The sequence below is a fragment of the Pseudogracilibacillus sp. SE30717A genome (assembly GCF_037071985.1).
Lineage (GTDB): Bacteria > Bacillota > Bacilli > Bacillales > Amphibacillaceae > Pseudogracilibacillus.
On record NZ_JAXHDF010000001.1, the window covers coordinates 274290 to 296662 of the forward strand.

Sequence of the window (22373 nt, forward strand, 5' to 3'; positions counted from 1 at the left end):
GCCGCCCATGGAAAGCGAAACATATTTCCGTATCGGTTAATCAGCTCATCCTCAAATTTTAGGTACTGCGTAGTTTGTATCAAATGCGACGGGAAATATATTGGAATGTACTTGTATTTTCAAATAACTAGTTAATTAAAAATACAACTAAGGCAGTGTATCACTAAACTTCCTAATACTACACAGGTTTATTTACCTAATTCACGCTGCGAAAGTTGAGTGCATAAAAAAGCCCCTTTCAGTATACAGTGTTCATTTTATGACTTGTCTACTTAAAAGAGGGCATTAAATTAAGTTCAGATCTTTTCTTATAGTACTTTTTTTCCTGCTTCAGTATCTACATGTACAAAATTCTCTGTAAATCTCTCATCATACATGTGACAAGCAACCCAATGGTCCGGCTGATGCTCTTGAAAGACAGGTCTGACCTCAGCACATACATCTTCAGCAAACGGGCATCTCGTTCTAAATACGCAACCACTCGGAGGATTAATCGGACTTGGCAACTCTCCTTTAACCTCAATTCGTTCACGAGTTCTTTCAAGAACAGGATCTGGAACTGGGACAGCACTTAATAATACACGTGTATATGGATGAAGTGGATTTTCATATAGATCCTCACTCGTTGCAACCTCTGCCATATTCCCTAAATACATGACACCAACACGATCACTTATATGCCGTACCATCGATAAATCATGAGCAATAAACAGATATGTTAATCCCTGTTCTTTTTGTAACTTTTTCATCAAGTTAACAACTTGAGCTTGGATCGAAACATCCAAAGCAGAAATCGGCTCATCTGCAACAATGAATTTGGGGTTTACCGCTAGCGCGCGTGCAATTCCAATCCGTTGTCTTTGTCCCCCACTGAATTCGTGAGGATATCTGTTACCGTGATCTTTATTCAACCCTACAGTTTCCAATAATTCATTTACTCGTTCTAGCCGTTCCTTTTTCGTTTTTACGAGTTCATGGATGTCTAAACCTTCCGCAATAATATCAACGATTGTCATCCGTGGATTTAATGAAGCATATGGATCTTGGAAAATCATCTGCATATTCTGGTTAAATTGCTTTAATTCTTGTTTCGACTTTTTTCCATGGACATTTTCACCTTTGAATAATACTTCTCCTTCAGTCGCTTCATATAATCGCATAATTGTTCTTCCCGCAGTTGACTTCCCACAGCCTGACTCTCCAACAAGTCCGAAAGTTTCCCCTTTATAAATATCAAAATTTAATCCATCGACCGCTTTTAATGTATTATTCCGGTCCACTTTAAAGTATTTCCGTAGATCTCGAATCTCTAAAAGTTTTTCTTTTGAATTAGCCATTTATTTGTCCACCTCCTGCAAAGATACTTTCTGGAGGTTTCACTTTTGGTGCCCTCTCATCCAATAGCCAGCATGCCGTCTTTTGAGTACTAGATGACTCGGTATAAGCGGGCATATGCTGATCACAAACTTTCATTGCATACGGACAACGAGCAGCAAATGGACACCCTTTTGGCGGGTCTTTTAAATCTGGCGGTGTACCTGGGATAGATTGCAACTCTTCCGTGTCATCGTTTAATTTCGGCATTGATCCTAGCAATCCCCAAGTATATGGGTGCTTAGGCTGATAAAAAATTTCATCTACCGTTCCTTTTTCCACGACCTTGCCACCATACATTACTGCAACCCGATGTGCAGCATTTGCGACAACGCCTAAATCGTGAGTAATTAATATGATTGCCGTATTTGTTTGAACTTGCAGATCCTTTAATAAATTCAATATTTGCGCCTGAATTGTTACGTCTAGAGCAGTTGTAGGTTCATCGGCAATTAATATTTTAGGATTACATGATAGAGCTATTGCAATCATTGCTCTTTGCCGCATTCCACCTGAAAATTCATGCGGATATTGGTTAATTCTCGTTTCAGGATTCGGTATTCCTACAAGTCTTAGCAATTCGACGCCTTTTTCGTGGGCAACTTTTTTCGATAAATTTTGATGTTTAATTAACCCTTCTGTAATTTGTCTGCCAATTTTCATCGTTGGATTTAACGATGTCATCGGATCCTGAAAGATCATACCCATCTCATTCCCACGAATCTGTTCCATCTCTTTTTCTGTTTTTTTGACAAGATCTTCACCGTTTAAAAGAACGGATCCAGATTTAATCTCACCGGGAGGCATTGCGATCAGACGCATAATCGATTGGACGGTGACACTTTTTCCTGATCCAGATTCTCCAACAATCGCCAATGTCTCTTGTTCATGTAAATCAAACGAAACATCCCGTACGGCCTGGACTTCTCCATTATGACTTTTAAATGAAACCGACAGATTATTTACTTCTAATATTTTTTTCATCTCAGTACCCTCCCTACTAACGACGATCTTTTGGATCAAATGCATCTCTCAATCCATCTCCAACTACGTTAAATGCCAGCATCGTTAAACAAATAAAGAAGGCTGGGAAAAATAGCTGAAATGGATAATAGAGGAATGACTGTAATGCGTCTGCACTCATCGTACCCCAACTCGCACGCGGTGCTGGTACCCCGAGTCCGAGAAAGCTTAGGAATGCTTCAGTAAATATTGCATTTGGGACAGTTAGTGTTAAAGTTACAAGAATTGGTCCTAGTGTATTTGGAATTAAATGTTTTGACAAGATTCGATAGCCGTTTGCTCCGAGCGATCTTGCCGCCATGACATATTCTTCGTTTTTTAAACGTAGGACTTCTCCCCGGACAATTCTCGCCATATTGATCCAACCGGTAATTGTCATTGCAATTATTAATGTCCATAGACCCGGCTTCATGATCACCATTAATAAAATAACTACAAGTAGATATGGAACACCTGATAAAATATCTGCAATACGCATCATATACTCATCAACACGGCCCCCTACATATCCTGAAACTGCCCCCCAAATGACACCAATGATCAGGTCAATAAAAGCAGCCGTTAAGCCGATAAATAAAGATATTTTTGCCCCATACCATGTTCTTGCAAATATATCTCGTCCCAAATTATCTGTTCCAAACCAATGCTCCCCAGAAGGCGACTGGTTAGAGTTGATTAAATCATTATCAAAATAATTATGTCCTGATAAAGGACTACCAATAAATGACATAATTCCAAGTAGTGCAATGATTACAATACCTGCAATTGCTAATTTATTCTGTTTAAAGCGGCGCCAAGCATCTTTCCAATATGAAGTGCTTTTGCCAGCTATTCTTTCTGCATCTGATTGTTCATAATGAATCGGTTCAAAATCCGTTTGTTTCAACTGTGATTGTGACATAATTAATCCCCCTCTTTTCCTGTAATTTTAATCCGGGGATCAATCAAGCCATAAATAATATCTACGATTAATATTGAAAATAATAAAATGACACTAAAAAATACAGTCGTTCCCATAATTACGGTATAGTCACGGTTAGTAATACTTTCTACAAACTCATTTCCTAAGCCTGGTATAGCAAATATTTTTTCAATAATAAAACTACCGGTTAAAATGGTAGCAACCAAAGGACCTAAGTAAGAAACAACCGGTAAAATAGCATTTCTTATACCATGTCGATAAATCGTTACACGGCCACTTAACCCTTTTGCTTTGGCTGTTTTAATATAGTCTGAATTTAAAACGTCTAACATGCTCGATCGCATCAGTCGGGCAATAAAAGCAAGCGGTGTCGCAGCAAGCGCAATTGCTGGCAATACACTATGGGCAAAAGAATCAAATTTAGCGATCGGAAACATCTGTAGTTTTGCAGCGAAAACATATTGCAAAATAGTCGCTAAGATGAAACTTGGTACAGAAATACCGAGCACAGCGATAATCATAGCTATATAATCTCCAAAACGATTATGGTACAGTGCAGCGATTACTCCTAATAAGACTCCAATCGATACTGCTAAAAAGATTGCTTCCATCCCTAATATGAGTGAATAAGGAAAGCTACGACTAATAATATCATTTACACTTTGTCCAACATACTTAAATGAAGGTCCGAAATCCCATTTTGCAATCCGGGTTAGATAATCGAAATATTGAACGTGAATCGGATCATTTAATCCATATATTTCATTCATTTGGGCTTCAATTTTTGGCGGCAATTTTCTTTCAGAAGCAAAAGGTCCACCTGGTGCCATTTGCATAAGTGCAAATGTGATCGTTACAATAAAGAATAACGAAATTAAAATAAACCCTATACGTTTTAAAATATATTTGAGCACTCATCCCACCCCCAAGAAATAATAGTTTAAAAGAATTAAAATAAAAAGAAGTATAATGGGGTCTTATCCATCGTGTAACCATTTACATATGAGTGAGTAAATAGAAATAAGGGTGAAATGAATCACCCCTATTTCATTCACCTAACGAAAGATTTTTTATTCCTCTGAAATATAGCCCCATTTTAGGTTAAAACCACCAACCGGTAAGGCTTCAATACCTTTTACAGAGTCTTTGCTTGCATATGTGTTCGTATAGAAGTAAATTGGAATAATTGGTAGTTCCTCCATAAATAAATCTTCTGCTTCTTTTAAGATCTCTTGGCGTTTATCCGAATCTAATTCTTCACGTGATTCTTTTAATAGATTCTGATATTCTTCATTTTCCCAATTTGTATAGTTGTTTCCACCAACAGTTTCAAAGATTTCTAAGAAGTTGATTGCATCATTAAAGTCACTGATCCAACCAATACGACCCATTTGGTAATTTCCTTCTCCAAGTGAATCAAGATAAACGTTCCACTCTTCATTATTTAATTCTACGTCAACCTCTAAGTTTTTCTTCCACATATCTTGAACAGCTTGAGCAATTGCAGCATGCCCCTCATCTGTGTTGTAAGAAAGTTTAACAGTCGGAAGTTTATCTAATCCTAACTCTTCTAAACCTTTTTCTAAATACTCTTTTGCTTTCTCTGGATCATTATCTTCAAAGTACCCTGTTTCATTCTCCGGGAACATAGAAGGTGGAACTAGTGCCATCGCAGGCTTCTCTTCACTCTTTGTCACATTATCTACAATGCCCTGACGATTAACCGATAATGCAAATGCTTTACGAATATTTGCATTAGCAAATAATTCATCCTCATGGTTTACTGTGTAATAGTATAAGCCAGCACGGTCAGAAATGTGTAAATCTCCTGAATCTTTCATGGATTGAATAGCTGCTAATGGTACATTATCAATTGGGTCTCCGATCCAATCTAAATCATCATTCTCATACATTTGTAGTGCTGTAGCTTCTTCACCAACCATATGCATTGTAATCGTTTGCAATTTAACTGTTTCTGTATCCCAATAATCATCGTTTTTCTCGAGTACAATCTTATCTTTATGATCCCAAGAAACTAGTTTAAACGGTCCATTAGTTACATAGTCATCCCCTGCATCTAATGCCCATTCTTCATTATTTTCTACAACATTTTTATTAACTGGGTAATACGTATGGAATGCAGTTAATTCTAAGAAATAATCAGTAGGTTGTTCTAGTTCAACAACAAGTGTATGATCATCTTCTACTGTGATACCAACATCGTCTAATGAAGCCCCATTTTCTTTGGCATCTACAGCTCCTTTAATAACATAAAGCTGGTACACATAGTCTGTATCTGCATTGTCTGGATCTAAGACCCATTTCCATGCATACTCAAAATCCTCGGCTGTAACAGGATCTCCGTTTGTCCATTTAGCATCTTCACGAATTTTAAATGTATACGTTAATCCGTCATCTGACACATCAACTTCTTCAGCCATTGCCAGTTCTGGTTCTCCTTCTAGATTCACTCGTGTTAATCCTTCAAATATCTGGTCAAGTACAGCACTTGATGTTGTATCAGATGATGTACCTGGATGTAAAGATGGCGGCTCTGATTTAATGTTCAAGTTTAAAACTTGTTCTTCAGCAAGTTTTTCTGAACCGCTTTCATTTTCTGTTGCATCTTCACTTTCACTCGCATCTTCATTGCTTTTGTCATTGCTCGCTCCATCTTGACCTCCGCCACATGCAGCCAGGAAAATACTTAACGCAAAAACAAGAGTTAATAATAATGACCATTTTTTCCAGTTCATATCTATGAACCCCTCCCCTTAAATTGTTTTACAGATATGTAAAATTTTATATGTATCTGCAATTTTTATTATACATACTTTTTTTAACTTTTCCACAATCTGAGTTAAAGTCAGAATCTTTTGTTTTTAAGGGGGTGGTTCATCTAGTTTGTTTTTGCCATTTGAAGATAAATACTAACGATAATTACAATTGCCGAAATAATAACTGCAATAAAAAACATATCTTGAAAACCCGATTTCATCACATTTGCAACAATCGTATATAGTTGCTCTTGCATGTACGGATCTTCTACTTTCGCAATTTCGGCCATTATTTCTCCATACCCCTCACCTTTATCTATATGTTCAAAAGGGATATTTATTTCTCCAAAAACTGCTTGAATCGTTGGCTCAATTTTCATTATCCCAGAAGTTATAAAGCTTGCAAATACTGTCGGGAATAGAGTCAACCCAATTTGCCGTATTAAAGAAAGTGTCCCCAATGATGTCCCATATTGGTCTTTTTTAGAACTTTCTCCGACTAGAACATTTAAAGGAGCACCAAGCAAAAAGCCTAGCCCTACTCCAGCAAACACACTGGCAACTACAAATGTTAGTAAGTTATCAACAAAAGAAAAGAACATTAAAAATCCAACTAATCCTATAAATCCTGAGACGATAATGGTTCTTTTCGCACCAATCTTATCTGTTAAAAATCCACCTAGTCCTGCTCCAACTCCCGAAGCAAGTGCAAGTGGTGTTAACCAAAATCCAGCGTTTTCTACAGGTACTTGAAGAACTTGCTGCACATAAGAAGGAATAAAAATAATACTTGCTAAAAATCCACCAGAAAGCAGACCTAATAATAATGTGAGCTGAAACGATTGCTTTCGCAACAGTGAATAAGCAATAATCGGATCTCCTCCCTTTTTTTCTAGCAACCTTTCATGAACTAAAAAGAAATAAAGAAGTAATATTCCAGCAAGTATATACGGTAAAACTGTAATATTTGTTATACTCGCGAATAAATTCAGGCTGTTTATATTAGTTATTCCAAGCATAAGGGCGATAATAGCCAGAGATAGATAAATTGTACCCTTTAAATCAAGAGCTTTTACAGATGGCTGTTTTGTTTCAGGAATTTTATTTAACCCCATCAAAATTAGAAACAATGCAATCGGAATATTTATTAAAAACATCCACTGCCATGTTCCGGTTAGATGTAAAATTAATGCCCCTATATTAGGACCAATGACCGCTGATAAACCGTGCATGCCTCCAAGCAGTCCAAGATATTTTCCTTGCTGTTTTTTCGGTACTGTCGCCAACACATGCGAACTCCCTATGATAAAAATACCTCCACCACCAATTGCTTGAATAAACCGTGCAATAAGAAGTGTTGTAAAATTTGGACTAACCGCTACGAGGAGGGAACCGATACCAAATAACAAAATTTCTATAACGAACAATTTTTTTCTACCATAATTATCGGATAGCTTTCCAACTATCGGTACAGAAATCGCCAAACCTAATGTATATAATGTTACCGTCCATGCTCCCCAAGTTGGAGAAACACCAAATGAATTATAAATTGTTGTTAATGCTGCGCTAATTATTCCATTGTCAAGACCAGCCATAAATACACCAATTGTAAATAAGATAATTGGCCATTTTTGTGACTTTATCTGCTTTTCCACTAAATCACCTGCTTTAAGCTATACTAATACGCTTCTTTTCGATAATGTTTTCTTTTTAACAACAAAATTTTACCCTTTCAAAAGAAAAAGGCTCCTAATCAGAGCCTTAACCTTTAAATAAACCTGCAATACTATCGATTAGATCTTGGAAGAATTTTGAAACCTTATCCCAGAATCCTTCATCGATATTTATATCCCCTAGTCTATCTTTAATCGTTGAAGTAATGTCTTCAAGCTGTTGTTTCACTTTATCAAAATCAATATCTAATTCTCTCATTCTTTCAAATAGATCAGTAAGCAATTGACGATCCTCTTCACTTAAATTGATCTCCAATTTATCAAGTTGTTCCTGAACAATTTTTTCGACATCTTCTCTAGTAGCCGGGTCTTGATCAGCAATTGCCTTCTTTATTTCAGTCATTAATTCTGTAACAGTTTCTTGCGTTAATCCTTCTTTTTCGGATAACTCAGTTGCTATGGATAACTCATCATTAGCAACTTCCATTCTATCTTTATCTAAATCCGCACCAGCCGCATCATATGCCTTATAAATACCTGTTAACGCAGAATGGCCTGTTACCTGTAATGGTGATGCCACTTCAATTAATGCATTTTCTACTCCCGCTGTAAGTAGCGCATTGCTATACATTTCACTTGTTACTTGAGTGATATTGTCAGCTGTCACAATATTGACAACAATACCATGTCCTTTGTCTTTATGTGTAATTTTTACAGATGAATACATATTTGAATTGGGATTTCCATCTATATAATGCGCGATATCTTTTCCGGTTACTTCCATTTCAGTTACATTATCTTGGTCAACATCAAGTATTCTGCGTACTTCTGCTTTTTGATCCTCTGTTAAATTTCCGCCATAAACTACAATTGGTGCACCTAATAATTCATTAATTCCTTCATCTTTTGCATAAGCTGATTGTACAAACAGAGTTGAACTAAAAGCTAGTCCAAATACAAACGTAAGCATTATAAATAGTTTACTAATATATTTCATCTGATAAACTCCTTTTTTAAACTTATACATATTCTATGCCTTCTTATCACAAAATACAATTAAAAAATTATGAATTAAAATATCTTTTTTTACAATGTATAAGCAATTCCATTGCAACAATGATCAAAATAATGATATAACTACATTACAAAAAGTTAATAAAAAAGGTTTGTGAAAATTAATGGGTATTGTTATTGTGGACGTTTGTAGTGCTAACCTCCTCACAACATTAAATATAGAAGAAATTATTGAAGGTGAATTTCCAGAAGTTGCTGTGATTATGAATAGTTGCTTATCTTATTGTGGACTATGTGCAAATAGTCCTTATGCTCTTGTTAATGGAAAATTAGTTCACGGAAAAACACCTGAACAATGTTTAGAGAAAATTAGAGAAGAAATTAAGAAAGAATTAGCTATTTATGCGTAAGCTAATTCTTTTTTCTTTGAAGTAATTTATAAGCTACTATTAAGTATGGCTAGGACATCGGTTTCGCTTAATCGTTTAAAATTACCGCATTTTGGGGCAGCTTCTAATGTTTTTTGTGCGATTAATGGTAATGTTTCATCAGTTATGTCATATTCGCTTAATTTAGATGGCGCTCCCCATGAGGTCCAAATATGCGCTAACGCTTCGATTCCCTTTTCTGCAATTTCCATTTTCGTTTTTCCTGTAGCATCTATACCAAGTACGTTTATTGCTAATTGACTGAACTTATTAACATTTTGTTTATCAAACACGTATTTCATCCAGTGAGGATATAAAATTGCCATACCGCCCCCATGAGGAATATCATGTACTGCGGAGAGTGCATGATCAATATGATGCGTGGCCCAGTCACCTACAAACCCCATATTTAATTGATCACTTAATGCAATCGTACTTGCATAAGCTATCGTTTCACGAAGCTCGTAATTATCTAAATCCTCCAACAGCTTAGGCGTGACGTCGATTAGAGTTCGTAAAACACTTTCACAAAATTGATCTTGGATCGGTGTATTTTTCCCCGTATGAAAGTAATGTTCCAATATATGAGACATCGTGTCTACAATTCCATTGACGGTCTGTTCTCTTGGCACAGTTGTCATGAAAGATGGATCAACGATTGAAAATTTAGCTCTTGAAAAAGAGGAAACCCATGCACGTTTTTCTTTCGTTTCCCAATCAGAAATAACTGAGGTTAAGCTCATTTCTGCACCTGTACCAGAAATAGTCACAACAGATCCATATGGCAAACCATCTTCTGCTCTACTCTTCCTGCTTATTATATCCCATACATCTCTATCAGTCTTCGCTCCAACTACGATTGCCTTCACGCAATCAATCACGCTTCCTCCACCGACTGCCAAGACAAATTCAATGTTTTCACGCTTACATAGGGCTATTCCTTTCCGAACAGTGGTTACTCGTGGATTTGGTTCTACACCGCTTAATTCTACCCATTCAATTTCCGCCTGTTCTAGTAATGTTATTATTTGATTATAGAGTCCATTTTTCTTAATGCTCCCCCCTCCATACACAAGGAGCACTTTTTTCCCATATGCAGAAACTTCTTTCGGTAAATGACTCAGTTGACCTCTTCCAAAAAGAAGTTTTGTTGGATTAAAATACATAAAAGACTCCATATTTTCACCCCCATTCATAATATAAAAAAATAAAGGAGTTATAAAACCCCTTTATTTTAAATAAGCAACTGCGTCAATTTCCACTAATACGTCTTTTGGTAAACGGCTAACTTCGACCGTTGCACGGGCAGGATAAGGCTTTTTCAAATAACGGCCATATATTTCATTAACTGTTCCAAAGTTATCCATGGATTGTAAGTAAATAGTAAATTTAACTACTTGCGAAAATGTAGCTCCACCTTCCATCAGGACAGTTCTTAAGTTTTCCATTACTTGAATGGTTTGTTTTTCAATACCTTCTGCAACATTCCCCGTTTCCGGATTGATACCGATCGCTCCTGATGCATATAAGAAGTCTCCTGCAATGATTGCCTGTGAATATGGTCCAATAGCTGCTGGTGCTTTATTTGTAAAAACTTCTTTCATTCATACATCTTCCTCTCCGTTTATATTCATGCTTACTTTAATAATAACAATTAATTCTCCTCTTTAAAACAGTAAAGTTGTCTTTCTCTTATATTACTTTCCATATATGCTAACAAAATGTATCCGTTATCATTTAATTTTAGAATATGTCTAGACTAATTAGGTTACTTTTAATTTTACTTCGTTGCAAATTTCTGTCTATATTCCATTACATCTCGCGCATAATATATGTCTCCATAACACGCATCAAACTGTTTAGACTCTTTTCGTAAGCAACTGTATAGAGTAGGATCTTGAGCATTTTTATACATTTTTTGAGAAAATGCGATAATTTCTTCTTGACTATACCTTTTATTATTTTCCTTTAGGTAATATATGAAACCAATACCAAAATTATACGATTGCACCGCTAATTCAATGTTACCATCTGCAGCCTTTAATGTTTCTGCAAAATAAGCAACTCCTTGTTTAATCGATTGTTCAGGATCTGTAATACAGCCTACCTCTCCACAAAGGCTTTCAGAAGACTGCATGGGATCATCTCCACGACCTCCCGACTCTTGTAACATCATTGCTAACAATACATCACTATGTTCTTCAATTTCATATTCCTTCGCATACTTTTCAACTGTCGGCCGGTGCTGTTCTACCCTTTTTGTAAATACATGTTGAACAATTGTTCCATTTTTTAATTTATCTTTAGCTGTATATAATGACACTCCTACGAGTAATAAAGTCATCATCGTAACTAGGGCAACCACCCGAATAAGAATCTTAAACTTTTTTCCTTTCATACTATGTGTGCCCCTAACTTCCTAATTTACTAGTTTACTTGTTGCTCAAATAACTCTTTCTTTCTCCATCCTCCATATTGGTAATATGCCGCAGCAAGTACACTACTTATCATAAAACTTGCCCCCATTCCGAAAGCAATTCCTATTTCATCATAAATGCTAGAAAAGAGATATGTCAACGGGTATCTTAACACCCAAAAAGAAATAATATTTAATACGAGCACTTGATACATCGCACCTGAAGCCCTGACAACACCATTTAAAATAAAATTTATCCCTAAAAATGGAAAACAAAATGCCATGACACGAAGATATTTTGTAGCGAATATCACTGCATCACTTTCTTGGATAAACATTCTGACTCCGTATTCGGCAAATATAATAATGAAAATTCCAACTAAACACATGATTGAAAAATTATACAGTAATCCATATTTCGTAATTTGATGGACACGACGCCAATTGGAAACTCCGATATTTTGACCGGCCATACTGTTGACAGCCGTACCAAGCGCATGAGCGGGCAGCATAATAATACTGTCAATACGTTGTGCGGCGCCAAAGCCCCCAACTACTGCTCCTCCAAATAACGTAACGACACTCATAATTGCGGCAGAGCCAGCAGAAATAACAGACATTTGCAATCCAGCTGGGATACCCAAATTTAAGATCAACTTAACCTCTTTCCATTTCGGCCTCCATGGAAGTTGAAAGGGAACTAAATTATTTCGTAGCACGTAATACATCCCATATATAAATGCTATTCCTTGAGCGATAATCGTTGCATAAGCTGCTCCTTTAACGCCCATCTTAAATCCTGCTATGAATAATGGATCTAAAAAAATATTTAACAATACAGCAATCATAACGAATTTTAATGGACTTTTACTATCGCCTATTGACCGAAGGACAGTACTGATAAAATTATAACCAAATAAAAACAGCATACCTATAAAATTAATTTGTAAGTATCCGACTGCGAGTGGCAATAATGACTCAGGAGTACCTAACAATTTTAATAACGCTTCCGATAATACATACCCAGCTACACTAAATATAATCGCAAGAATGGTGAGTATGACTACAAAAGCATTTAAATAGTTTTTTAACCCAGTCTTACTGTCTTTTCCTTTTTGTTGAGATAAAATAGTTAAAGCCGCATTATTAAGACCTATAACAAACGAGAGCATTGTAAAAATAATTGCTCCAGATATAGTAACTGCGCCCAATGCTTCTGCACCAAGTAAGTTTCCTATCCATAAACTATCGACCATTTGATAAGACGTCTGTAAAAGGTTTGCTAACATGATCGGACCTGAAAAGAAAACGAGTTGTTTTAAAATATTTCCCTTTGTAAAGTTATACTGTTTCCCCATGTCTATCGACTCCTACTATTAATCTATTCTATCTGATCAGACTTTGTTTTGTTAGCGAAAACATTTAAACATTTTTCAGTATTTTCAAATAAATCAATTATATGGTATTATTAGACAAATAGAATATTAAGAAGGGGTTGGTATATTTGATGAATCATGCGTTAACTGTTGGAGCAATGATGGAACATGCGGAAACTTTTTTCCCCAAAAAAGAAGTTATCTCACAGACACATGACAAAATCCACCGGCTAACCTACAAAGAAATTGGCAAACGAACACGTTGTCTTATGAGTGCTTTAGATCGACTAGGGATCAAAAAAGGCGATCGAGTCGGCACACTGGCATGGAATACACATCGCCATCTTGAAATTTATTTTGCAGCTCCTGGCATCGGCGCGGTATTACACACAATAAACATTCGATTAACTCCAGAACATATTGCTTACATTATTAATCATGCAGAAGATCAAATACTTTTTGTTGATGAAGATATTTTACCTCTCGTAGATAAACTCCAACACCATTTAAAAACGGTAAAAGCATATATTGTGATGACCGACAAAGATGAACTACCTACAAACAACCTACCTAATGTATACTCCTATGAAGATTTAATCATGAACGGAAACGAAAATTACGAATATATAAAAGATATTGATGAAAATGATCCTGCTGGTATGTGCTATACATCTGCTACGACCGGAAAACCAAAAGGTGTATTATACTCACATCGTGCCATCGCATTACATAGCTATGCATTAGGCTTAGCTGATACAGCCGCTTTATCAGAGTCTGACGTAGCAATGGCCGTTGTTCCTCAGTTTCACGTTAATGCTTGGGGACTACCTTTTGCTTGTACATGGTTTGGATCCACTCAAGTTTTGCCAGGACCTCGATTTACACCTGAGAGACTAGCTTCTTTTATTGAAGATTTTCGAGTAACTGTTACAGCAGGAGTTCCTACTATTTGGCTTGGTTTATTAAAAGAATTAGAACAAAAAGAATACGATGTTAGTAGTTTAAGAGGAGTCCTATGCGGGGGATCCGCTGCACCGATCGGAATGATTAGGGCTTTTGAAGAAAAACATCGTATCCCTTTCTTTCATGCATACGGCGCAACAGAAACAACACCACTCGCAACCTATTCTCGACTAAAAAGCTATCAACAAGACATATCAGAAGAAGAAAAGATTATAGAAAAAACAAGACAAGGAATTTTGATCCCCGGACTGGAAATGAAAGTGGTTGGAGATGAAGGAGAAATTCCTTGGGATAATGAAACTATGGGAGAACTATTACTACGTGGACCGTGGATTGCTGATAGCTATTACAATGATGAGCGCTCAGAAAAAGCGTTTACCGATGGATGGTTTCACACAGGTGATGTAGTAACAGTAGATGAAGAAGGAACGATAAAAATAGTAGACAGAACGAGCGATTTAATTAAAAGTGGCGGCGAATGGATTTCTTCTGTAGAACTTGAAAATGTGTTAATGGCGCATGATGCAGTATTTGAAGCTTGTGTTGTAGCTATGCCAGACGAAAAGTGGCAAGAGCGCCCTATAGCATGTGTTGTTCTACATGATAACTATGTTGATAAAACGAGCAAAGAAGAATTACTCGATTTTCTAAGACCACAATTCGCTAAATTTTGGATCCCAGACGATGTACTTTTTGTAGAAGAAATACCAAAATCCTCCGTAGGAAAATTTTTAAAACGTGAACTTAGAAGATCCGTACTGGAACACTATCAAGCAGAGAGCGAAGAGATCTAGCTAATTGATATATATTCATACAAAAGAAGCCACCTAAAGCATTCTTTTAGCAGTAACTCTTAATGGCCGCAAAACTATGAAGTAATTATTTATGCATCAATAACGGACGAATAATCACATTGCTTTTATGCTCCCCTAGTGAAGAAGACGTGAACTGAGGGGAGCATTTGCTAGTGTTATGCTACCGAGAACTTATAAGAGACAAGCTGGGGACCTATGCTAGTGTGTCACCTGACACGAGTGGCTATTTATCTTATCTACGTAAAAACATTTTTGCTTCTTTTATATAGTTTCATCGTTAGCTCAAAACGATGAAATTGGAAATAAGGTAACGAATAACGGTTAATCGTTACCTAAAAAGGCGAATTATGGAATGTAAGGAACGAATAACATCTAATGTTACCCAAAAAGGCGAACTATGAAATTAAAGGAACGAATAACATCTAATCGTTACCCAAAAAGGCGAACTATGAAATTAAAGGAACGAATAACATCTAATCGTTACCCAAAAAGGCGAATTATGGAATGTAAGGAACGAATAGTATCTAATCGTTACCTAAAACGGCGAATTATGGAATTAAAGTGAATAATTCAGATAGAAATAAAAGCTTTGCCTTCATAGTAAACCAAAAAATATTCTTTATTTACTTTTTTAGTAGAAAATTGTCAAACTTTCCATCGTAATAACAAAATAAAAACCCGCAATAGATTCAAAACAGTTTGAATCCATGCGGGATTTTCTTTCCTTACTTTTTCATTTATTCAACCCAGCGACCAGTAACAACCTTTTTCCTCGTATAAAACTGTAACCCATCTTTTCCGTTCGCATGTAAATCTCCATAAAAGGAATCTTTCCATCCAGAGAACGGGAAGAATGCCATTGGAGCTGGAACCCCAATATTCACTCCTAACATCCCGGCATCGATATTCTCTCTAAATTTTCTAACGCTACCACCGTTGTTTGTAAAAATACAAGATCCATTTGCAAAATTTGATTTATTTGTTAGTTCAATGGCCTCATCTAAATCTTTCACTCTACTTATAGATAAAACAGGAGCGAAAATTTCATCTTGCCAGATCTTCATTTCACTTGTAACGTTGTCAAAAATCGTTGGCCCTACAAAATAGCCGCCATCTTGAGCACTTTTATCTTTTCGGCCATCCCGGATTAATCTTGCTCCTTCTTTTTCTCCTGTCTCTATATATTGAAGTGTTCTTTCTTTATGAGCATCACGAATTACCGGGCCAAGGAAAATTCCATCATCTAACCCATTTCCAATTGTAATTTCATTCGCTTTATGAACTAACTGATCGATAAACTCATCTGCAATTGATTCTTCCACTGCAACTACTGAGCAGGCCATGCAACGCTCTCCAGCCGACCCAAATGCTGCATTTAATATTTGTGTAGAAGAATGATCTAAGTTTGCATCTTTTAAAACGATTGAATGGTTTTTTGCTCCAGCTAAAGCCTGCACGCGTTTCAGATTAGCAGTTCCACGCTTATATACATATTCAGCTACTGGTTGAGAACCAACGAACGAAATAGCGGCAACATCCTCATGATCAAGTAGACCATTTACGACATCATGGGCACCGTGTACAATATTCAGTACACCTTCTGGTAACCCTGCTTCCACAACCAATTCAGCCAATCGATTCGCTAACAGAGGGGTACGTTCAGATGGTTTAAGGACAAATGTGTTTCCTGTCACAAGTGCCATTGGGAACATCCATGTAGGTACCATCATTGGAAAATTAAATGGTGTTATTCCTCCAATTACACCGATTGGATAGCGATAAACCCCTGAATCCAACCCTTGTGAAATGGATGGAAGTTGCTCACCCATCATTAATGTAGGCGCTCCTGCAGCAAATTCGACACACTCAATTCCCCGTAATACTTCTCCATGTGCTTCGGTGTAATTTTTTCCGTTTTCTACTGTAATAAGCCTAGCTAATTCATCCCAATGTTCTACTAATAATTGCTGATATTTAAATAGAATTCTTGCTCGCTTAGGCACAGGCTCCTCTTTCCATGTTTTAAATGTTTCCGCTGCTACCTTAACTGCCTCATCAAGCTCTTCTTTTGTTGAGATTGGAACTTGTGCAATAATTTCACCTGTAGCTGGATTGTAAACCGGTTCTGTTCTGTCCGTCTTTGATTCTACCCATTTTCCACCGATAAAATTTTTTACTTTTTGAGCAACTTGTGTTGTCATTCCTATTCCTCCTTAACTAATTTTTAGCAAATGCTTCTTTTAAAATCGTAACAATAAACTCTAGATCATCATCTGTTATATTTAAAGGTGGGCTAAGAGCGATAATATTGGTAAACCCTGCAACTGTATCACCATTTTTACCAATGATTAAGCCTTTGCTTCTGCAGTAACTGATAATTAAATCAACGAATTCTCTTTCTGCAGGTTCTTTCGTTGCTTTGTTCTTAACAAGTTCAATACCAATTAATAAACCTTTTCCTCTTATATGGCCAACGAAAGGATGGTCTTCTAACTCAGATAATTTCTGCCTTAGTTTTTCACCCATAACTTCCGAACGTTCAATTAATTTCTCATCTTCGTATATTTCCATATTTTTCAAAGCCAATGCACATGCCGCAGGATTACCTCCAAAAGTACTTACATGACGAAAATGGTCATATTCCCCCTGTCCTTTAAATGCGTCATAAATTTCTTTTCGAACTGCCGTAGCTGCTAAAGGTAAGTACCCACTCGTAATTCCTTTCGCCATTGTTACAATGTCCGGCTTAATTCCAGCGTGCTGAAAACCGAACTTTTTACCAGTACGGCCAAAACCACATATAACCTCATCAATGATCAGTAACGTATTATGTTTGTCGCAAATTTCTCTCACTCGTGGCAAATAACTTTCATGAGGAACAATCACTCCACCACCTGTTATAATTGGTTCCATGATTACCCCAGCAATCGTTTTACTTAATTCCCACGTCATGACTCGATCTATCTCATCGGCGGCTGCCAGACTTTGTTCCTCCAACGTCCCTTGATAAGGACTTCTATATATGTCGGGGGGAGTCACATGAATAAAGCCTTGTGCTAATGGCTCATACATATACTTTCTTTGGGCCTGCCCTGTCGCTGCCAATGCCCCCATTGAATTACCATGGTACCCCCGATATCTTGAAATAAATTTTTGTCTGCTCGGCTCCCCATTTTGTTGGTGATATTGGCGAGCAATTTTGAATGCTGTTTCATTCGCTTCCGAACCGCTGTTAGAGAAAAAGACAACATAGTCATCTTCAAGCCAATCACTAATCTTTTCCGCTAATTTGATAGCTGGGATATGACTTTGGGACATGGGGAAATACGCCATTTTTTTTAATTGCTCATAAGCTACTTCTGCAAGCTCACTTCTGCCATATCCTGTATTCACACACCAAAGACCAGCCATTGCATCAAGAAACTTATTCCCTTCAACATCTGTAATCCACGCCCCGGTGGCTTCGTCAGCTATAATAGTAGAATCAGGATTAAACGGCTTTACTGCATGCCAAACGTATTTTTCATCTTTTTTTGATAAATCGCCAGTGTCCGTAATCAATTAACTCTCTCCTCTCTCTCCTAATCTCTTACTTATAATGATATATTGTTTTTTCCATTAGCCATTAGACAGAATGTTAAATATTTTCCATTTTCTTTTAACCTATAAAGGATGATATTTACCGGTAATAGCATCCACCGTTAAATAAAATTCCGACCTTTCCTTCTCTCCTTTCACAATCCAATAAGGACGATAAAATTCTACATGATGCTTTAATCTCAAGGTTGGCATCTTTAAAATTTTCATACGGGAATAGATAGATTCAAATAAAAATTTTTCCGCTATTATCTTAGCTTCATCTATACTTATATTTCTTCTCAGCACAAATTTATCATCCACATTCTTTTTAACAATGAATTCAGGAGCCTGATCTGCTACTGCCCCCACTTTATTCATACCATCGATTGTACACCCTGCTTTTTTTCCAACTCTATTTATCCGACCAGTTGGTTCCACAAGAAATTCATAAAATAAATATGGATAGTATATTAATGTTTTAACTTTATAGGAGACATTGGCATCCATTTTTTCAAGTGACTGCTTTAATGTTTCTTTCTCGAATGAAATTATTTCCGTTTTTAGTGATCTCATTTTAATTGGCCCTCAATAGACAATTGTTTAGAAACAAAAGTAGAGATACTTTTAGCTTCAGGACTAATTTCACAAGAAATATTTTTCTCGATATTACTCGGTAATAACCTTGGACCCTTTGCCTCTTCAAATATTTTAAAAACTTCTTCCGATGGTGGCGTTCCAAACCTATTTCCGATTATCATTCCTAAAATAGAAACAAGTAACCCTCCTAAAAACGGATGAATGCCAGTGCTAGCTTGCCAATCAAACGTTGTCCATAGAATATGAGAAATGCTACCTGCTATCATAGCGGTTAAAATACCAACTTTATTGGAATTACGCCAGTAAACGGAACAAATATAAGGAACAAGAAAACTATTACCTAACGTTCCAAAAGCAAATACGACAAGAGCAAAAACCGATGGAGGTTGTTTAATTGCTACAATAATTCCAATAATCCCAGCAAGTAAAATACTAATCCTCGAAACAAGAATCATCCGATTCTGATCAGCAGTTTTATTCATAAACCGTTGATATACGTCTCGTGACAAAATGGTGCCTGCTTGCATTAAGATCGAATCAGATGTTGACATTATGGCCGCCATAACAGCCGATAAAAGAATTGCAGCAAATAATCCTGGGAAAAACGTATACGCAAGTTCTGATACGACCATTTCCGGATCTGCGATATTTGGGAGTAAGATGATCCCAATTAATCCGAGTAAATATGGTGAAAATGCCATTGCTTGGTTATAAATAGCTGTCCATAAAGTTGCTGTCTTTACTGTCTTCGTACTTTTCATGGACATATGCCGTACAACGACATGTGGTAGCCCCATATAACCGATTGAATAAATTAAAATTGCACCAATAATAACTCCCCACTGGCCATAAAATTCTAAATCTTTTCCCCAAATACTTAAGTAGGAGGGATCAATCTTTGCAAGGGAGGCATTAAGCCCTGATAATCCTCCTACATGGATAAGTCCCATAACTAATATTCCTACCATACCTACTAGCATGACAATCGATTGGAAAAAGTCTGTCCAAACAACTGCTAAATAGCCGCCAGTTACTGTGTAAACAATAATAACACTAACCCCAATTATTAATGCTGTTTCATACGATAATCCTGTTAGTGCTTCAAGCGCTTTACCAGAAGCTATAAATTGAGCAAAAACGTAAGCAAATAGAAAAACAATAGAAATAACTGCTCCAACAATTCGGATTGCCGTACTTTCATAACGCTTTTCTAAATACTCAATTGAGGATAAAGCTTTTAATAACTCAGACATCCGCCGCATCCGTTTTCCTAATACAGATAAGTTAACAATACTACCTCCAGCGTCACCTATTCCATAAAGAATAGCATACCAACCTCTTTGGAAGGCTTCTGCCGGTCCTCCAAGAAACATAAATCCACTCATAGAAGTACTCTGCATTGTGAGTGCAGTTACAGCGGGTCCAAGACTTCGATCTCCAAGTAAATAGCTGTCGACTGATTTAGATGCTTTTCTTGAGAAATACAAACCGATTAAAAGTAGAATGAATAAGTAGATAATAAAAACAATGGCGTCCGAACCCATTTACTTCATCTCCTTTTCGTCTAAATTTGCATAATATTCGTCTTCCAAATCATCCTTCCGTTTATTTACGAAGTACATAACAATTCCTGCGGTTAACCAGATAAAAGGCCATGGGACGACTAACCAAAATGTCTCTGGAGGCAGATTAAACATCAGAACACCTCTCTTTCTTTTGGGCAATAATGTTATATTTATATTAGGTGAACCTTCTATCTATGACATTAGACATTATGTCAAACGTTGACATCGCTTTCATTAACGATCTGATTAATCTTATAATTTTCTCTCGCGAAGAATTAATTTAGAGGTTTTTAACTAAGAAGAGGAAAGTTCAACTAGAGGTGTACGAGTAATTGCCAAGATATATGGAGGACTCTGTCTTGAACTCTAAATGAACCATTACTTCAACTGAAAGAAAATAGGGAACGATTAATTACTTTTCGTTCCCTTGTCACTAACTCTTTTCTACACAAGGTCCTTAGAGAGATAACGGGATGCTATACTTGAATTACTTATGTTAGAAATCTTTATTCATTCTCTAAGAGACTAATTACCGTATTTAGTAATACATTAACTCCCTTTTCACAGTCCTCCCAATCCGTTTTCTCGTTCTCCATATGGCTCTTTCCATTTATACTTGGAACGAATATCATTGTTGTAGGAATATAACTCGCAATAAATTGAGCATCGTGTCCCGCTCCGCTAACGACCCTACTATTCGAATAATGAAGAGCGTCAGCCGACTTCTCTACTAAATCTCGGAGATGGGGCGCAAACCATACCGTATCTCTATCCCATAATTTTCTAATCTCAATTGTAGCTAAATCACGGGAAGGGGAATTACCTAAACTCTCAACAATCGCTTCGACCTGTCTAATCACTTGAGGATCCTTATGTCTAGCTTCAATTGTAAAAATTGTTTTTTCGGGGATGACCGTGTGAATATTTGGTAAAACATTCATCCTTCCAATCGTGTACACTAACTGTTCATCTAGTTTTCTTAAATATTCACGAGCAGACATTATTAGATCATTTGCAACAAAAAGTGAATCTCTTCTCATATTCATTGGAGTTGTGCCTGCATGATTCGATTCACCGGTTATTTCTATTTCATAACATACCATCCCTACAACACAGTCCACTACTCCTATTGAAGTAGAGGTATTATCAAGGACAGGGCCCTGCTCAATATGTAACTCCAAAAAGGCAGTTGCCTCGGTTAACCGATTTTCGTATTCTCCCACATAATTAATTGCATCTAAAGCTTCTCGGAACGTTACCCCATTTACATCGGTTGATTCCATCATTTTTTCTTTCTGAAATTTTCCCGATAGGACGCCCGAAGACATCATAGCAGGATCAAATCTTGCACCTTCTTCATTCGTAAAATTTACGACTGTTATAGGAATCCTTGGAGTAATATTATTATCTATAAGCGTTTCGATCACTTCTAAGCCCGCAATTACTCCTAAAGCGCCATCGTATTTGCCACCTTTTTTCACGGAATCGAGATGAGACCCAATAACAATCGGAGGCTTATTCTCTTTGCCTTCTAACGTACCATACATATTGCCCATATCATCGACCTTAACAGCTAACCCTAACCTTTCACAATACTCTCGAAAATAATTACGAACCAAACGATCTTCTTCCGATAAAGCGAGACGAGTTACTCCTCCATTCGCAGTTTCACCAAACTTAGCAAACTCCTCAATTTTCTCTTGAACTCTTCCTTTTTTCACTGCTAACAAATTCGTTTTCATCTCATGACACCTCTAACTTTTTTATATTTATGATTGATAATGGATAAACCACTTCATTTGTTATACCAGCATTGCATAGAAATTAAACGATAAGCTCTAATTTTTTACT

General features: G+C 36.8%; 19 protein-coding genes. 2 read left to right on the forward strand and 17 right to left on the reverse strand.

The genetic code is table 11. The features are described from left to right. Nucleotides 1–308 precede the first annotated feature (308 nt). The 7 genes from SPD48_RS01245 to SPD48_RS01275 form a co-directional block, all read right to left on the reverse strand. Nucleotides 309–1337 carry an ABC transporter ATP-binding protein gene (locus tag SPD48_RS01245; protein ID WP_336256229.1) on the reverse strand — a complete coding sequence of 343 codons (1029 nt, stop codon included), beginning with the start codon at nucleotides 1335–1337 and terminating at the stop codon, nucleotides 309–311. Then, nucleotides 1330–2358: an ABC transporter ATP-binding protein gene (locus tag SPD48_RS01250; protein ID WP_336256230.1), complete on the reverse strand. Its 1029-nt coding sequence runs from the start codon at nucleotides 2356–2358 to the stop codon at nucleotides 1330–1332. Before SPD48_RS01250 ends, SPD48_RS01245 begins: the two co-directional genes overlap by 8 nt. A 16-nt stretch (nucleotides 2359–2374) precedes the next feature. Further along, a complete protein-coding gene (locus SPD48_RS01255; RefSeq protein ID WP_336256231.1) occupies nucleotides 2375–3298 on the reverse strand; it encodes an ABC transporter permease in 924 nt (307 codons plus the stop codon). Nucleotides 3299–3300: 2 nt separating this feature from the next. After that, nucleotides 3301–4233 (reverse strand): ABC transporter permease, encoded by a 933-nt coding sequence (locus SPD48_RS01260; RefSeq protein ID WP_336256232.1) that lies wholly within the window; start codon nucleotides 4231–4233, stop codon nucleotides 3301–3303. Between the two features lie 156 nt (nucleotides 4234–4389). Then, nucleotides 4390–6075 carry a peptide ABC transporter substrate-binding protein gene (locus SPD48_RS01265; RefSeq protein ID WP_336256233.1) on the reverse strand — a complete coding sequence of 562 codons (1686 nt, stop codon included), beginning with the start codon at nucleotides 6073–6075 and terminating at the stop codon, nucleotides 4390–4392. Between the two features lie 143 nt (nucleotides 6076–6218). Continuing rightward, nucleotides 6219–7751 (reverse strand): MFS transporter, encoded by a 1533-nt coding sequence (locus SPD48_RS01270; RefSeq protein WP_336256234.1) that lies wholly within the window; start codon nucleotides 7749–7751, stop codon nucleotides 6219–6221. A 106-nt stretch (nucleotides 7752–7857) separates the two neighbouring features. Next, entirely contained in the window at nucleotides 7858–8766 is a 909-nt protein-coding gene (locus SPD48_RS01275; RefSeq protein ID WP_336256235.1) for a DUF1002 domain-containing protein, read from the reverse strand. Between the two features lie 181 nt (nucleotides 8767–8947). Between SPD48_RS01275 and SPD48_RS01280 the strand changes: the two genes are divergently transcribed. Beyond that, entirely contained in the window at nucleotides 8948–9193 is a 246-nt protein-coding gene (locus SPD48_RS01280) for a DUF1450 domain-containing protein (RefSeq protein ID WP_336256236.1), read from the forward strand. Between the two features lie 26 nt (nucleotides 9194–9219). Here SPD48_RS01280 and SPD48_RS01285 read toward each other — a convergent pair whose 3' ends face one another. The 4 genes from SPD48_RS01285 to SPD48_RS01300 form a co-directional block, all read right to left on the reverse strand. Continuing rightward, entirely contained in the window at nucleotides 9220–10389 is a 1170-nt protein-coding gene (locus SPD48_RS01285; RefSeq protein WP_336256237.1) for an iron-containing alcohol dehydrogenase, read from the reverse strand. Between the two features lie 51 nt (nucleotides 10390–10440). After that, the gene (locus tag SPD48_RS01290; RefSeq protein WP_336256238.1) at nucleotides 10441–10815 is read right to left on the reverse strand and encodes a RidA family protein; all 375 of its coding nucleotides are present in this window, start codon (nucleotides 10813–10815) and stop codon (nucleotides 10441–10443) included. A 176-nt stretch (nucleotides 10816–10991) separates the two neighbouring features. Beyond that, nucleotides 10992–11609 (reverse strand): lysozyme family protein, encoded by a 618-nt coding sequence (locus tag SPD48_RS01295; RefSeq protein WP_336256239.1) that lies wholly within the window; start codon nucleotides 11607–11609, stop codon nucleotides 10992–10994. A 29-nt stretch (nucleotides 11610–11638) separates the two neighbouring features. Next, the gene (locus tag SPD48_RS01300; RefSeq protein ID WP_336256240.1) at nucleotides 11639–12985 is read right to left on the reverse strand and encodes an MATE family efflux transporter; all 1347 of its coding nucleotides are present in this window, start codon (nucleotides 12983–12985) and stop codon (nucleotides 11639–11641) included. Nucleotides 12986–13131: 146 nt separating this feature from the next. Here SPD48_RS01300 and SPD48_RS01305 point away from each other — a divergent pair, with 146 nt between their 5' ends. Beyond that, nucleotides 13132–14760, forward strand: coding sequence for a long-chain fatty acid--CoA ligase (locus SPD48_RS01305; RefSeq protein WP_336256241.1), 1629 nt, complete (start codon nucleotides 13132–13134; stop codon nucleotides 14758–14760). Nucleotides 14761–15518: 758 nt separating this feature from the next. On the opposite strand, the gene SPD48_RS01310 is transcribed toward SPD48_RS01305, so the two are convergent. The 6 genes from SPD48_RS01310 to SPD48_RS01335 form a co-directional block, all read right to left on the reverse strand. Further along, nucleotides 15519–16982, reverse strand: coding sequence for a CoA-acylating methylmalonate-semialdehyde dehydrogenase (locus SPD48_RS01310; protein WP_336256242.1), 1464 nt, complete (start codon nucleotides 16980–16982; stop codon nucleotides 15519–15521). A gap of 16 nt (nucleotides 16983–16998) precedes the next feature. Next, nucleotides 16999–18342 (reverse strand): aspartate aminotransferase family protein, encoded by a 1344-nt coding sequence (locus SPD48_RS01315; RefSeq protein ID WP_336256243.1) that lies wholly within the window; start codon nucleotides 18340–18342, stop codon nucleotides 16999–17001. A 102-nt stretch (nucleotides 18343–18444) separates the two neighbouring features. Beyond that, complete coding sequence (locus tag SPD48_RS01320; RefSeq protein WP_336256244.1) at nucleotides 18445–18933, reverse strand: hypothetical protein; 489 nt, start codon at nucleotides 18931–18933, stop codon at nucleotides 18445–18447. Beyond that, complete coding sequence (locus tag SPD48_RS01325; protein ID WP_336256245.1) at nucleotides 18930–20501, reverse strand: sodium/proline symporter; 1572 nt, start codon at nucleotides 20499–20501, stop codon at nucleotides 18930–18932. The genes SPD48_RS01320 and SPD48_RS01325 overlap by 4 nt, the downstream gene beginning before the upstream one ends. After that, nucleotides 20502–20654, reverse strand: a complete 153-nt coding sequence (locus SPD48_RS01330; RefSeq protein WP_336256246.1) for a hypothetical protein — start codon at nucleotides 20652–20654, stop codon at nucleotides 20502–20504. It abuts the gene before it with no gap. A gap of 374 nt (nucleotides 20655–21028) precedes the next feature. Further along, nucleotides 21029–22264, reverse strand: a complete 1236-nt coding sequence (locus SPD48_RS01335; protein WP_336256247.1) for a Zn-dependent hydrolase — start codon at nucleotides 22262–22264, stop codon at nucleotides 21029–21031. Nucleotides 22265–22373: the final 109 nt, after the last annotated feature.